This window comes from Arthrobacter sp. ZGTC412 (assembly GCF_002929215.1).
In the GTDB taxonomy this organism is placed as follows: Bacteria; Actinomycetota; Actinomycetes; order Actinomycetales; family Micrococcaceae; genus Arthrobacter.
Genome location: NZ_PJII01000031.1, coordinates 1 through 12,753 on the forward strand (window position 1 = coordinate 1; position 12,753 = coordinate 12,753).

At 63.5% G+C, this 12,753-nt stretch carries 15 protein-coding genes and 2 pseudogenes; 4 read left to right on the top strand and 13 right to left on the bottom strand.

Going from position 1 to position 12,753, the window contains the following annotated elements; genetic code table 11:
- Window positions 1-431 (bottom strand): aspartate-semialdehyde dehydrogenase (locus CXQ88_RS20845; RefSeq protein ID WP_146069259.1); only part of this gene is annotated, 431 nt, incomplete at its 3' end.
- Window positions 432-1,040: 609 nt separating this feature from the next.
- On the opposite strand from CXQ88_RS20845, the gene CXQ88_RS20850 reads away from it, so the two are divergent.
- The gene (locus tag CXQ88_RS20850) at window positions 1,041-2,087 is read left to right on the top strand and encodes a M20/M25/M40 family metallo-hydrolase (protein WP_104046074.1); all 1,047 of its coding nucleotides are present in this window, start codon (window positions 1,041-1,043) and stop codon (window positions 2,085-2,087) included.
- Window positions 2,088-2,108: 21 nt separating this feature from the next.
- Here the strand turns inward: CXQ88_RS20850 and CXQ88_RS20855 are convergent, their stop codons facing one another.
- From CXQ88_RS20855 to CXQ88_RS20865, 3 genes are all read right to left on the bottom strand, one after another.
- Entirely contained in the window at window positions 2,109-2,819 is a 711-nt protein-coding gene (locus CXQ88_RS20855; protein ID WP_146069260.1) for a 4'-phosphopantetheinyl transferase family protein, read from the bottom strand.
- A 197-nt stretch (window positions 2,820-3,016) separates the two neighbouring features.
- Window positions 3,017-3,808 (bottom strand): DUF2382 domain-containing protein, encoded by a 792-nt coding sequence (locus CXQ88_RS20860; RefSeq protein ID WP_104046076.1) that lies wholly within the window; start codon window positions 3,806-3,808, stop codon window positions 3,017-3,019.
- Between the two features lie 214 nt (window positions 3,809-4,022).
- A complete protein-coding gene (locus CXQ88_RS20865; RefSeq protein WP_146069261.1) occupies window positions 4,023-4,823 on the bottom strand; it encodes a hypothetical protein in 801 nt (266 codons plus the stop codon).
- Between the two features lie 262 nt (window positions 4,824-5,085).
- Between CXQ88_RS20865 and CXQ88_RS20870 the strand changes: the two genes are divergently transcribed.
- Together CXQ88_RS20870 and CXQ88_RS20875 are read left to right on the top strand one after the other, a co-directional pair.
- On the top strand, window positions 5,086-5,367 hold the full coding sequence (locus CXQ88_RS20870) for a hypothetical protein (RefSeq protein ID WP_104046078.1): 282 nt from the start codon (window positions 5,086-5,088) through the stop codon (window positions 5,365-5,367).
- Window positions 5,368-5,443: 76 nt separating this feature from the next.
- Window positions 5,444-6,190, top strand: coding sequence for an ABC transporter permease (locus CXQ88_RS20875; protein WP_104046079.1), 747 nt, complete (start codon window positions 5,444-5,446; stop codon window positions 6,188-6,190).
- Here the strand turns inward: CXQ88_RS20875 and CXQ88_RS20880 are convergent.
- The 5 genes and pseudogenes from CXQ88_RS20880 to CXQ88_RS20900 form a co-directional block, all read right to left on the bottom strand.
- Window positions 6,191-6,475: pseudogene (locus tag CXQ88_RS20880) on the bottom strand (SgcJ/EcaC family oxidoreductase); the annotation flags it as partial. It abuts the gene before it with no gap.
- 36 nt (window positions 6,476-6,511) lie between these two features.
- The gene (locus tag CXQ88_RS20885) at window positions 6,512-7,528 is read right to left on the bottom strand and encodes an alpha/beta fold hydrolase (protein WP_104046081.1); all 1,017 of its coding nucleotides are present in this window, start codon (window positions 7,526-7,528) and stop codon (window positions 6,512-6,514) included.
- 54 nt (window positions 7,529-7,582) lie between these two features.
- The gene (locus CXQ88_RS20890) at window positions 7,583-7,948 is read right to left on the bottom strand and encodes a cupin domain-containing protein (RefSeq protein ID WP_104046082.1); all 366 of its coding nucleotides are present in this window, start codon (window positions 7,946-7,948) and stop codon (window positions 7,583-7,585) included.
- Window positions 7,949-8,134: 186 nt separating this feature from the next.
- Window positions 8,135-8,890, bottom strand: coding sequence for an alpha/beta fold hydrolase (locus CXQ88_RS20895; RefSeq protein ID WP_104046083.1), 756 nt, complete (start codon window positions 8,888-8,890; stop codon window positions 8,135-8,137).
- A gap of 172 nt (window positions 8,891-9,062) precedes the next feature.
- Window positions 9,063-9,338, bottom strand: coding sequence for a hypothetical protein (locus CXQ88_RS20900; RefSeq protein ID WP_104046084.1), 276 nt, complete (start codon window positions 9,336-9,338; stop codon window positions 9,063-9,065).
- Window positions 9,339-9,569: 231 nt separating this feature from the next.
- Here CXQ88_RS20900 and CXQ88_RS20905 point away from each other — a divergent pair.
- Window positions 9,570-9,776 (top strand): annotated as a pseudogene (locus CXQ88_RS20905) (TetR/AcrR family transcriptional regulator); the annotation flags it as partial.
- On the opposite strand, the gene CXQ88_RS20910 reads toward CXQ88_RS20905, so the two are convergent.
- From CXQ88_RS20910 to CXQ88_RS20925, 4 genes are all read right to left on the bottom strand, one after another.
- Window positions 9,754-10,197: an arsenate-mycothiol transferase ArsC gene (locus tag CXQ88_RS20910; protein ID WP_104046085.1), complete on the bottom strand. Its 444-nt coding sequence runs from the start codon at window positions 10,195-10,197 to the stop codon at window positions 9,754-9,756. The pseudogene CXQ88_RS20905 and the gene CXQ88_RS20910 sit on opposite strands and share 23 nt — an antisense overlap.
- Window positions 10,194-10,853 carry an arsenate reductase ArsC gene (locus CXQ88_RS20915; RefSeq protein ID WP_104046086.1) on the bottom strand — a complete coding sequence of 220 codons (660 nt, stop codon included), beginning with the start codon at window positions 10,851-10,853 and terminating at the stop codon, window positions 10,194-10,196. The genes CXQ88_RS20910 and CXQ88_RS20915 overlap by 4 nt, the downstream gene beginning before the upstream one ends.
- A 39-nt stretch (window positions 10,854-10,892) precedes the next feature.
- Window positions 10,893-12,281, bottom strand: a complete 1,389-nt coding sequence (locus CXQ88_RS20920) for an FAD-dependent oxidoreductase (RefSeq protein WP_104046087.1) — start codon at window positions 12,279-12,281, stop codon at window positions 10,893-10,895.
- Window positions 12,282-12,501: 220 nt separating this feature from the next.
- On the bottom strand, window positions 12,502-12,753 hold a 252-nt coding region (locus tag CXQ88_RS20925; protein WP_181037641.1), incomplete at its 5' end, for an FAD-dependent oxidoreductase.

Sequence of the window (12,753 nt, forward strand, 5' to 3'; positions counted from 1 at the left end):
CAGGACACGGTGCAGTTGCCGCCGATGAAGTCCTTGGTCCCGTTGACCAGGCCCTTGTCGATGACGTCGCGGTTGATGGGGTCCAGGACGATGATGGAGTCTTCGTTCATGCGCAGGGTGGAGGCGGCGTCGATCCAGAGGCCGTCCCAACCCCCGCTGCGCAACTCGCGGTGGACCTGCTTGGTGTAATCCCCGCCCTGGGCCGTGACGATAATGGGCAGCATGGCCAGGGTCTCGACGTCGAACGCGTTCTCAAGCCCGCCTGCACCCTCAGCGAAGGAAGGCGCGGCACCTCCCGCGTTGGAAGTGGAAAAGAACACCGGGTTGATGTTGGCGAAGTCGCCCTCGTCCAGCATGCGCTGCATCAGGACCGAACCAACCATGCCGCGCCATCCCACCAGGCCGACGGAAGGAATACCTGCTGTAGTCATGGGCCCAGCCTTCGGTCTCTCATGCGGTCCACGGCGACCGCGGGTTAATGGGAACAGTGGAGAAGCAGTGTGCCGCCACCTGCCGTCACGGTGATGCCTTTTTGGCCTGGTGGTCAGCTTGGGAAGCGGATGTCCTGTGCATGCCGTCCAGCGCAGATCCCGGGGCTTGGGCCGCCGTGTAGCCGAGGGTCCTGTACCGCCGGCCGCCGACGACAACGGCTGGCGGCTCCGGCCTGGGTTCGCTGCCGTGCGAGACAGTGCATAGTCACCACCGATGGTGGAAGGACCGGACCTCATCGTCCGGCTCAATCTCAATTCTCAAATGAAAAACGCCATGGGCCGCGAACTCGATGGGCCGCGGACCTCGGATCTCCCCCAGCGGTATATCCCGGCTTTTTGCCGCGGACAGCTCCACGACGGCAGTTACGGCAATTCCTGTCTGAAATCCCGAATGTATGGTACTGACCAACGGAATACAAGGGCCCCGTGTACTTGCTTTCTGCCGGGCCACTACTTGTTTCCCCGGATGACCCACGCTATTGCCATCATGTCCTACGCGTCTTTCGAAAAGCTCTTTCCTGCTGCCGGGTCAGGCATTAGTTTTCATTCATGAAGGCGCTTCACGCCACGGGCAAGCCCACTCACAAGGCAGGCATAGCCTTCCTCGCTTTGACCCTGCTCCTGTCAGCTTGCACGTCGCCTGCACAAACGGTTCCAAGGCCGGAGCCACTCATAGTCGCGCTGCCCGGGCAGGCCAGTGAAGTGCGCGAAGCTTTCGCGAAGAGGGACCTTATGGGACACCTTGAGGCCCTGCAGAAGGTAGCCGATCAGGCGGGAGGCAACAGGGCCGCCGGCACGTCCGGATACGAAGCATCAGCCCGATATGTCGAGGACCAGTTACGTGCCGCCGGCTACAAACCGGTCCGGCAGGTCTTCAGGTATTGGGACGAAGACCTCGAGGAGAACAGGGAAACCTTTAACATCCTGGCCGACACAGCCGGAAGTGCAGACCACACCATAGTGGTGGGCGCACACCTGGACTCGGTGCCCGACGGCCCGGGGATAAACGACAATGCAAGCGGCGTGGCCACCCTCATTGAAACGGCACGGTGGATGGCCGAGACCGGCGTCGAACCGAAAAACAGGGTGCGCTTCGCGTTCTGGGGGGCAGAGGAAGTCGATCTGACAGGTTCCCAGCATTACGTGGATGAGCTCAGCGCAAGTGAAATCTCCCAAACCGCCGTGAATATCAACATTGATCTGGCGGCATCACCCAACGGGGTGCGGTTTGTCCACGACGGCGACGGCTCCAGCTTTGGCGATGCCGGCCCAGCGGGCTCCCCTGGGCTCGAAAGCATTCTCCTGGACTACTTTGCCAAGAACTCGCTCCCGGCCGAGGCGACCGCATTCATCGGCGACTCCGACTACGACGCCTTCTTCCAGGCGGGCATCGCCACCGGCGGACTCTTTGCCGGAGACGTCGGCACAAAAACCTCCGAACAGGTAGAAAAATACGGTGGGACCGCGAACGAAGACCACGACCGGTGCTACCACAGACGCTGTGACACTCTCCAGAACGTCAACCAGCAGCTGCTGAATGACATGGCCGGGGCCATCGGTTACGCCACCCGTGCTTTCGCCATGGCCCAGATGTAACCGGGGAAGCTATGGCAGTGTCTATCCGTTCATCACCACCGCCATTGCTGCAACGCCATCATCAGCTACTCCCAAAAGGCCGAGTTCCACATCCTCAACAACCCACCGGCCAGGACCGCTCATCCACCCGGGCAGCAGAGGAACCCCACCAGCAACGTCCACCAGGGAAGGATCCAGGGCCAGTCCGCTGCCAAGCGCCTTAAGGACGGCCTCCTTACGCGTCCACAGAACTGTCTGGCATAGAGCCCGCTGAGGGGCCGGGACCTCCTGAAGGTATTCGCGCTCACGGGCGGTCATCGCCACAACCTCAAATCCCTCGAAGTTCGCTGACGCGAAGGATTCCAGATCCACCCCGACCCCACGAACCTGCTCATTGACCACGGCCGCCAGCAGACACCAATCCCCGGACCTGCTCAAGCTCGCCCGGATCCAAAGCCCGTCGGCACCTGCCCGGTAACGGGGTGCCCCATGGACCCTGTCTGCACCCTGGCAATTCCGGCAGACATAATCAGCGTGAAGGGACCGGGGATCCACCCCCGCTACCTCGGCCACATGAAGCCGCAGTGCCATCCGCCCGGCCAAAAACCTGCCTCGCTGCATGGTTGACGCGAACCTGCCTGCCATCTGCCTCTCCGCGTCATCCAGGAAATCCAGCTGCCCGAGGTCGACATCCGACAGCTTCACAGCCGCCAGCACAGGCTTGCCATAACCCGTCTCTGATGACCCTCCCACTCAGCCTCCGAAAGTAGGCGTCAATGGCCATCCTGGATGACCGTCCTAAATGTAGGCAAAGCCTATACCCGGGCTGCCATCAATTGTTGGCGGACGCCCTTGGCTGGCCGACGCCCCCCGTTAACCCGCACGGCCCGCCCTCCCGGAAGGGAGGACGGGCCATGCGTGGGACTCAGTGAGGATCCCGGTGGTGAGCCTTAGCGGCGGCTGATGCCGTCGTCGTCGAGCTCGATGTTTTCCTTGCGGACTTCCTCGGTCACCGTGTGATCGGTGGTCACGGTCTCCTTGTCCAGGCGCACGCGCTCAACGGGGACGGCTTCCTTCTCCACGACGGGGCGTTCCTGGTGGAGGATGACCTCGTGCTCTTCCTCACTGATGGCGGGGCCGTCAAGGGCAGCGCCGCGGTTGGCGTCCGTGATCGGTTCGCGCTCGATGCGGACCTCTTCACGCTGCACCGGGACCGTGGTGGTGACGTTCTCGGTGACAACGTACTTGCGCAGCCGTGCCCGGCCGGCCTCTTCCTTGCGGGTGCCAACGTGCAGCTGCTCCTCGGAGCGGGTCATGGCGTCATCGGTGGTGGGACCTGAGGTGTCGTGCCCGACAGTTTCTCGGTCCACGGTGTCATCTGCCGTACCAGCGGCGAAGCCGTTGCCGCCGGTGAAGCCATTACCGCCGTTGAGGCCGTAGTAGGTGTAGAGCTGGTCTTCCTCGGCGGGCTCCAGGTGGCCGTCCGGGGCGACGCGGGGTGCGTCCTTGACCTTGTCCTTGGTGTGGGCGACGACGATGTCGTTGCCGTCCTGCGACGCAGCGTCCAGCGGTGCGAAGGACTCGTGGGATCCGAAGAGCCCGGTCTTCACCGTGACCCAAGTGGGCTCGGAGGTCTGGTCATCAACGTAAATCTGTCCGATGGATCCGATCTTGCTTCCGTCGGAACCTACGACGTGTCCGCCGGCAGTGGTCAGTGCAGAAAGGTTCTCAGTGCTGATCATGTGTTTCTCCTTCTTGTTACTGGTTTAGTGCTGCTTGGGGGACAAAATTAGAAGCGGTTCCGCGGCGGCCGGGTCTGGCCCGCACGGAGTTGCTTGGCTTTGCGGGCTTTCATGACCCGGCTGATGATGCCGGGGAGCAGGGCGAAGAGCAGTTTTTTCATGACGCTGGTCCTTTGATTGATGGTCCGCTGTCTTGGCTGTCAGCTTTGACCGCTTACGGCTGGCGCTCTGCGCCGCGGACATCGCTGAACGGATCGTCGAGGTCCCTCAACGGAACTCCCCCGGCTTCGGTGCCTGAGTAGGCGGGACGGGCAGGTTCGCCGTAGATGGTTTCGCCGTAAGTTGCGGGCGCCGTCTGGTGGTTCTGGTAGACCGACTCTTCGCCCCACGGCGGAGCGGTTGCTGTTACTGCAGCCGGCGCCTGCGCAGGCTTGGGCGGGATGGCTGCCTGCGGGGCCGGGGCTGGCTGCAGGCCGCGTGCGAGGCGACCCACGAGCATGCCTGCGCCGGCAGCCAACAGCAGGAACGTACCCGGCTTGCGGCGGGCGAAGGACTGCACGTCCTCCAGCAGCACCTTGGGATCCTTGTTCTCCACCCAGGAAGCGACCGACGAGGTGCGGTCGGCAGCCTGCCGCATCAGGTCACTGGCGATGCCGTGCTGCTCGGGGGCGTCAGCCATGGTCTGCAGCTGGCTGGAAATCGTCCGGATGCCGTCGGCGGCCTTCTGCTGCTGCGCGCCGGCCTGGTTGCCCAGGCCCGACTTCGCCTCGTGCAGGAGGCCCTTGGCGCTGGACTTTGCCTCGGATGCGACGTCTCCGGCCTCGAGCTTGGCGGTCTGCGCCACATTCTGGGCCGCACCGGCTGCCTGCCCGGCGATCTTCGACGTCTCCCCCTTGGCTGCATCCTTCTTGGTGACGTACGTTTTCGGCTCTGCCGAAGGATCGGTCGGTGCTGCGTTCCCGTACTGGTCGAGAGGGCTTCGGGCAGAAGCCTCAGGCCACTGGTTTTCCGTCATCATCACTCGCTTCCACTGGTTCTGCAGCTGGACTTTGAAACCCAGCCTGTTGAATTAGTAAGTAAGGTTACTAACTAGATACTAAGCACACTTGCTATCTATAGCGCAAGACGGGTCCGCGGCGAGTCCCTCCTTAGGCCCGCTACATGGCTGAAGTTTTCTAAATATTGACCCATCCAGTGCGCGGGCGGCTCCGAACCACTGCAGCAGAACCGAACAGCGACACATTCGCAAGGCCCCACCGACCAGAAGGAGCCCGCTCATGAGCGTTCCGAACTACACCCGTTTCCTCTCTGAATGCTTCAGTCAAGACTCGGAAAGGCAGCCCGCTCTTCGCGAAGACGAGATCTACGGGGTCTACATCAGCTGGTGCATGCTCAATGCCGAGCAGCCTGGCACCACCACGTCCCTCTGGGCAGCCATGCACCAAGGGGGACATACAAAACACCACCATGACACCGGCCGCCACGAATGGCCAGGACTGACCATGAAAGGCCCGGCGGCGGTGGACTACATCCTCTCAAGCCAGCCCAGCCTGCTCTAAGCCCGTCACAGATCAGCCGCAGCAACGCCGTGCGGTGACGCGAAGTGCGGGCCAACTCGGCGGCTAGGCTGAGCTGATGGCCTTCCTCGCTGCCTTGGCACCCACCTTCGCGGCCGTGGCAATCCTGATGCTGATAACCGTCGCGGTGCTCCGGGGCTCGCGGACGCCATCGTTTCTTGCACCGGCCCTGGCCATCCTCCGCGGAGCTGCCCAACTGGCCCTCATCAGCCTGGTTCTGGGCGGCATCATCTCTGATCCGCTGTGGGTGGCAGTGGCGCTGCTGGTGATGTTCTCCGTCGCTGCAGTGACGGCAACGCGCCGGCTGACGTGGTCCTGGGGGCGCTTCGCCGTGGTCTCGGCAACCATGGCCGCAGGCATTGTGGTGACCCTCGCCGTCGTCTTCGGCACTGGCGCCGTGGCCCACGAACCCCGCTACGTCCTGGCGGTGGGCGGGATCGTGATCGGCAACTGCATGACCATCGCAGTCCTCGCCGGGCACCGCTTCCATGAGGCCGTCCGTGAGCAGTGGGACCAGGTGGAAGGCTGGCTCGCCCTCGGCGCCACAGCCCGGCGCGCCACCCTCACCCAGGCCCGCTACTCCGTGCATGCGGCCCTGATCCCGTCCACGGACCAGACCAAAACCACCGGCCTGGTGACCCTGCCGGGCGCTTTCGTGGGCGCGATCTTCGGCGGCGCCTCCCCGCTGGAGGCCGGGCGGTTCCAGGTGGTGGTGCTGGCGTCCATCATGACGGCGGGTGCGATCACCGCCGTCGCGCTTCTCCGTTCGCTGGGCGCGGTGCGCGTGCGGCCAGAGCCGCTCTAGTCACCCGGGGAGCAGCTGCTGCAACTCGGCGGTCATCGCCGCCACGAGCTCTGGCCTGCCGTGGAACTGGGCGGGAGTGTTTTGGAAAAGTTCTATGCGCCAGGTCCCGTCTTCGACGGCGGCCAGAAGGGTCTGCTGCGCGTTGGTGGGTGGCGCGACTTCGCTCCGTCCCGGCGGCACCATTCCTGCAATGGCGACAAGAAGCACGACGCCGGCTCCCAGGGAGCGCACGTCTCTCACCTTGGTGACGTAAACGGCGGTTTGGTGGTCTTTGAAGATCGGGTCCGGGTGCGCAGCCGCTGAACTTCGCTTAGGTCCGGATCAGCCATCGTTGCCCCTGAGGAAGGTCCGGATTTCCTCGGCTATTCGCTTGGATTGGGTCCAGTGCAGGTAGTGGTTGCCCTCGAGCGTAACGATCTCATGGCGTTTGACGTTTTTCAGCAGGTTTTGGGCCGCCGCTGTTTTCGTTGCTGTTGAGTCTGGATTTTCATCGGCAATGAACGCCAGAACGGGCAGGTCATCGGGAAAGGCGACTCCCCTGAGGGCTGCCGCGTTGATAGCTATCCGGGCTGTTTCGTCAGCCACGGCGGAGTTGCCGTAGTTCCAGCTGGTCATAAGGCGCATGCGGTGCAGTTCGTCTTCGGTGTAGTCGTCGCTCGCTGGGTCGACAAAACTGGGGACGGCGGCGGATACTGCGCGCACTATCCCGGTGACGGCGAGGGCCCGTTGCCAGTTGAATCCCGTCTCCGGGTCCGGAACCGGGCCGTCTCCGGCTTTCGATATGGACGCGTCGATCCCAACGACGGCGGAAACTTCCGCCGGATACCGGTTCGCGTAGTCAAGCATGTAGAAACCCGCGATGGAGTGCCCTGCCAGGACGTAGGGCTTTTTTAACTGCAGTTTGGTCAGTGCTTCGTGAAGTTCGTTGCTGATGTTCTCGTTGGTCCGCGGAGGGGCTTCCATGTCGCTGTAGCCGTAGCCGTAGCCTTCCACCACGATGGCGTCGAAGCCGTGAAGTTCGCGGGCCAAAGGAGCGAAATCAAGGCCGGGCGCCGGGGTTCCCAAGCCGCTCAGAAGAACGATCGGCTGCCCGTTCTCCTGCCCGTTCCGGTACACGTTCAGTGCGCCGCTGCCTACGGCGATGCGTTCGCCGTAGGCAGCCACGCTCGATTTTTCTGCGGACTCCAGGATTGCGTTGATCACCGTGGAAGCGAGTATCAGCCCCAGGACTACGACGGCGGCGATCCCGGCCCGACGCAAGCCCCTCCGGGGCTTCTTCCGGGTCCCGGACTCCGTGGTTTCCGATGCGCCGGAAGTCCGTTGAGGTGATGGGTGCATGCTGGGCCTTTCCATCCCGCAGCCTATCTTGGGCGGCCCTCCAACTGCCCGAAATCAGGCAGGCTTGGCGAAGACGGCCGCGCTCATGATTTCGTAGCCCACGAAAGTCTCGTCGCCTTCGACCCAGGCATCGTGGCCGGCGGGAATGGTGTAGGCATTGCCGGGGCTTATTGTGGTCTGCGTGCCGTCTTCCATCTGTACCGTCAGCGTCCCGGCGGAGCAGATCCCCACGTGATTGACTTGGCAGCTGTCCGTGTGGACCACGGTCTTAACCGTCTCGGACCACTTCCAGCCCGGCTCGAAAGTAAACCTGCCCAGGGTGGTGTCGCCGATGTTGACCACATCGACCTGGGTCTTCGGCGGACGGCGCTGTTCGTCGGGTTCGTCGAAGGACTTCGCTGTAAGGGCATTGATTGCCATTTCGTTCTCCTGACAGGGAGTGATTGGAACTGTGCGTCCGGAGCGCCCAGACAGCTCCGGAAGTGATGGTTGGCCGGCTACGGCTGAGCTGTTGCCGCCAACGCTGACACCCAGCGGTATCAGGGTGCCTTCGCGAGTGGGTCATGTCAATAACTTTTAGCCCCCCGTCCAGAACTGCCAGTGCCGCTAGTCGACGAGAAGCGCCAGAATGCCGGCCGCGGTGCTGGAGGCAGCGCCGTGCTGAACGATATGCGGTTGTCCGGGTATCTCCAGGTAGCGTCCGTCCGGAGCGGTGGCGGTCAACTTCTGGCACCAGAGCCCGCGGGCGACAGCATCACGTGAGCCGCGGATGATCAGTACTGGTTGGGCCACCAGGGCAAGGCTTGCCTCGATGTCGTAGGACATCATGATGGGAAGTTCGGTGAGGTACCAGCGCATCCCGGAACGGGCATAGTCCATGAGGACGATGGCGTTTCCGAGCGGACTTTCCCGTAACGAGTCAAGCCCCAGCGCAAGGGCTTGCTGACGGACGGTGCGGCGCTCGGATTCCACCACCGGGCCCAGGAGCACCACGTGGGAAACCATGTCCGGGTACTGGGCGGCAAGTTCGGACGCAAACTGGGAACCCATGGAGTGCCCGATGACCACCGCACGGTCCACACCCATCTTTTGAAGTGTCCGCGCAATCACGTCAGCATAGTCGGAGACGCTGAGTTGCCGGTCCGGTCTGGGTGTCGCTCCGAAGCCCGGCAGGTCGATGGCATAAGTGTCGCCGTGCCGGGCAAGGAGAATCTGAAGCCTGCGGAAGTAGCGGTGGGACATACCGATGCCGTGAAGGAGTACAAAGACCGGGCCGGAGGCGCCGCGGGGCCCTGCAAGGCAGTGTACGTGGGAGGTCAGGGACCCTGCGGTGACTACCCGCGGCGTCAATGGCTGGCGCATCCAGGACAACGGTCCTCCAAAAGATGCCGGTTCTGTTTTGTGTGGTTCGTGACTCGCGGTTTGCACCGGTATTCCTTGCTGTTGCAGTACGGCAGATGAAACTGGCACGGCACCCCAGGGGCGCCGTGCCAGAATCTATCAGTTTCCGGCATAGAGGCCGGCGGAACGCGTGTTAGGCGTTGTTGCTGTGAACGCGGTTGCCGGCCTTCGCCAGGCCGCGGGCCACCATCAGACCAACGGTGAGGAAGGTGATGTACTGCATCGCGTCGTTGGCATTGAAAACGTCAGCGCCATTTTCGCTGGCGTCGTCCCCGACAACTGTTGCCGTGATGATCGTGGCGATGACCGCTGCGACATAGACGGCGAACTCAAGGGTCCGGGTGGAAATCTTGATGTCGTTGGCGTTGCGGACAGTGCTGGAGTGCTCATTTTGGGTGTGGGTAGTCATGTGTTTCTCCTGAGACGGTGGTGTGAGCGGCCGTGGCGGCCATGCAAACTCTGATCCCTCTACTGAAACCATGTCGACAACTTCTCTACATTGTAGACTTTAGGCGTAGACTAAGTAATAAGCAAGCTTACGTATCTCCCAATGGGTGGGCCTGACGCAAACAAGCAGGACGGAACGTCCATGGTCGCCCCCAGAAGATCCAACAGCAAGCAAGGTGCCCGCAAGGCACGCCACATACTCAACGAGCTGCAGGAATACATTGTGGACCCGGAAGAAAACGAAGCAATCCTGCGCCTCGGGCTGCACCGCCTGCCTGCCAAGGACTTCCCCTATCTTCGTTCGCTGGGAGCAGCCCTCACCGACTACGACGGCGCGGCTGAGCTAGATCAGGGATTAGACATCCTGCTCTCCGGCCTCATGGCCCAACTCTCCCGGTGAGTTCCGCGTGGAGCTTTTGGACACGGGCCTTGATGTCGTCCCGGACCAGGCGCATGCGTTCCATTCCTTCGATGCCGCGCTCGGAGGGCTCGTCCGTTTCCCAGACCTCGAAGCGTGCACCCTCGCGCGGTTCAAGCTTCGCTTCGGTTCCCAGGACGATAACGGCGTCCACAGAGCCCAGAACCTCGTCCGTAACCGGCTTGGGGTGCTCGCCGGTGATGTCGATCCCGAGCTCGGCCAGGGACTCCACGGCCTGCGGGTTCAGGGACTTGCCGGGTTTGGTTCCTGCTGAGTAGACGGTGACGTCACCGTTGGCGAGCTGGTTCATCAGGCCCGCGGCAAGCTGGGACTTACCGCCGTTCTTGCTGCAGACGAACAGGACGGCCGGGGCCTTTTGCGTACCGGGAGTTTCGTTGGTCATGAGTGCGTTGTTTCCTCTGTGAGCTTGGCGGCCAGGGCTTTAACCCGGTCGTGGATCTGGTCGCGGATTTCCCGGACGGTTTCGAGGGGCTGGTCGGCCGGATCCGGCAGTTCCCAGTCCTCGTAACGTTTGCCGGGATAGATAGGGCAGGAATCGCCGCAGCCCATGGTGATGACTACGTCGGATGCGCGCACGACGTCGTCGGTGAGCGGCTTGGGGTAGTTCCGGGACAGGTCCAGGCCCATCTCGTCCATGACTGTGACGACGGCGGGATCAAGTTCGGCGGCCGGCAGCGAGCCGGCGGAGCGCACGTGGATCCGGCCCTTGGCCTCGACGGTGAGCAGCGCCGCCGCCATCTGGGACCTTCCGGCATTCTGCACGCAGACGAACAACACTTCGGGAACTTCGGCAGCGATCGCGCCCTTCGACTTTGCCAGTGCGCTGAGCCGGTCGCCGGCGAAGTGTTCGGTGGTGGCGGGCAGGTAGCTGGTGATCTTCGCGGTCCGCGCCAATGCAGTGTAGGACTCGAAGACGTACCGTTCCACGGTTTCGGCTGCGAAAATGCCTGCGAACCTCTCCCCCAGGCGGGCGCTGATCCGGTGCAGGACCTCGGTGTTGTCCTGCAGCCCCAGACGGGTTTCATGGTTCTCAGTCATGGCAGCACTCCAATAGTGGTTTCACTGGGCGGGTTCGGGTCAGTTAGTGCCGGAGCGGCCGTGGGCCAGGCCGCTGGGAAAGCCGACCAGCACCGGTTCAGGTGTGGTGCAGCAACCGCTCTCGGCAGTGGCTTCGGCTGCTGTTGTTCCGGCCGCAGCGGGGACGTCGCAGCTGGTGCCGGCGTCGGTTGAGCAAACGCCCATCTCGGGCAGTTCGAGCTGCACGGTTTCGGCGGCTTCGTAGTCTCCGGCCAGCGCGGCGACCACGGAGCGGACCTGTTCGTAGCCGGTTGCCAGCAGGAAGGTGGGCGCCCGGCCGTAGGACTTCATGCCCACGATGTAGAAGTCCTTGTCCGGGTGGGCCAGCAGTTTCGCGCCGTGCGGCGGCACGGTGCCGCAGGAATGGAACTCGGGATCGATCAGCGGGCCGAGTTCCACGGGAGCTTCAACGGCTGGGTCGAGGCTGAGCCTCAGTTCGCGCAGGATGTCCAGTTCCGGGCGGAAACCTGTGCAGGGCACGACGACATCGGCCTCCAGGGTGCGGCCGTCAACAGATCCCCCGGTCACGCCTGAGTCCAGGGCCTTCAGTGAGCTGATGCCGAAGCCGGTGTGCAGTTCGATTTTTCCTGCCTCGACCAGCCGCCGGACGCGGCCACCGAGCTGGCCCCGTGCGGGCAGCCCGTCGGCGTCGCCGCCGCCGTAGACCTTCTCGGCGGAGTCACCGCGTACGGCCCACAGGATGCGGGTGTCCGGCTCTGCCTTCGTGAGGTCGGCGAGGCTGATGAGCGTGTTTGCGGCGGAGTGCCCGGCGCCGACAACGAGGACGCGGCGTCCGGCGAAGGCTGCGCGGTCCCGGCCTGTGACGTCGGGCAGCGGAGAGGAGATCCTGTCCGCTGCGGCTTCTTCTCCAATGGCGGGCAGGCCGGAGGTGCCCAGCGGGTTGCGGCGGGACCAGGTGCCGGAGGCGTCGATGACGGCGGCTACGGTGTGGTCGCGGGTCTCGCCGTCCGCGTGCTCCACCCTGACTGTGAACGGGGTGGTATCGCGGTTTTGGACGTGGGTCTTGTCCAGGCCTTGCCTGGTGACGGCGACGACGCGGGCGCCGGTCTCGAGGCGGGAGGCGATCTGCGGCAGTGCTGCCAGCGGCGCCAGGTAGTTGTCGATCAGTTCCCCGCCGTAGGGAAGTGCGGTAGGGCGGGGTGATTCCCAGCCGGCGCCTTCGAGCAGACGGACGGCGGCGTCGTCGAGGTTGAACCGCCAGGGTGAGAACAGCCGGATGTGACGCCATTGGTCTATGGCTGCGCCCGCCGTCGTGCCTGCCTCGAAGACCAGCGGCTCCAAGCCGCGCTCCAGCAGGTGGGCTGCGGCGGCCAGGCCCACGGGGCCGGCGCCTATAACTGCAACGGGAAGGCTCTTCGTCGAATCCATGCTGTCCTCTGGTCTCGGTTGTCGGTGATGTCAAGTGGCGCGGCAGGAGCCCAACTAGGTAGCAGTAGGTGTCGTTTTGAGTGCCCATAACGACACTTGCTGCTACCTAGTTGGGAGGGTGGCGAGCTGGTTAGCAGCAGTCCTGATCGTCGTCGCAGCAGCCTGAGTCGCCGCAGCAGCCTGTCGTCATTCAGCTCACCTCCTCCCCTGTTCCAAGGCGTTAGGCGTGAATTGGTTCCTCGACCAGGGCGGTGGCGATGCTTTCCGCATCCTCTAACGCGGCGAGGTAGCGTTCGGCGTCCAGGGCAGCGGCGCAGCCCGTGCCGGCGGCGGTGATGGCCTGGCGGTACCGGTGGTCCACAGCATCACCGCACGCAAAGACGCCGGAGAGGTTAGTGACGGTGGTGGGAGAGTCCACCTTGATATAGCCTTCCTCGTCCAGGTCCACCTGCCCGGTCAGCAGCTCCGTCCG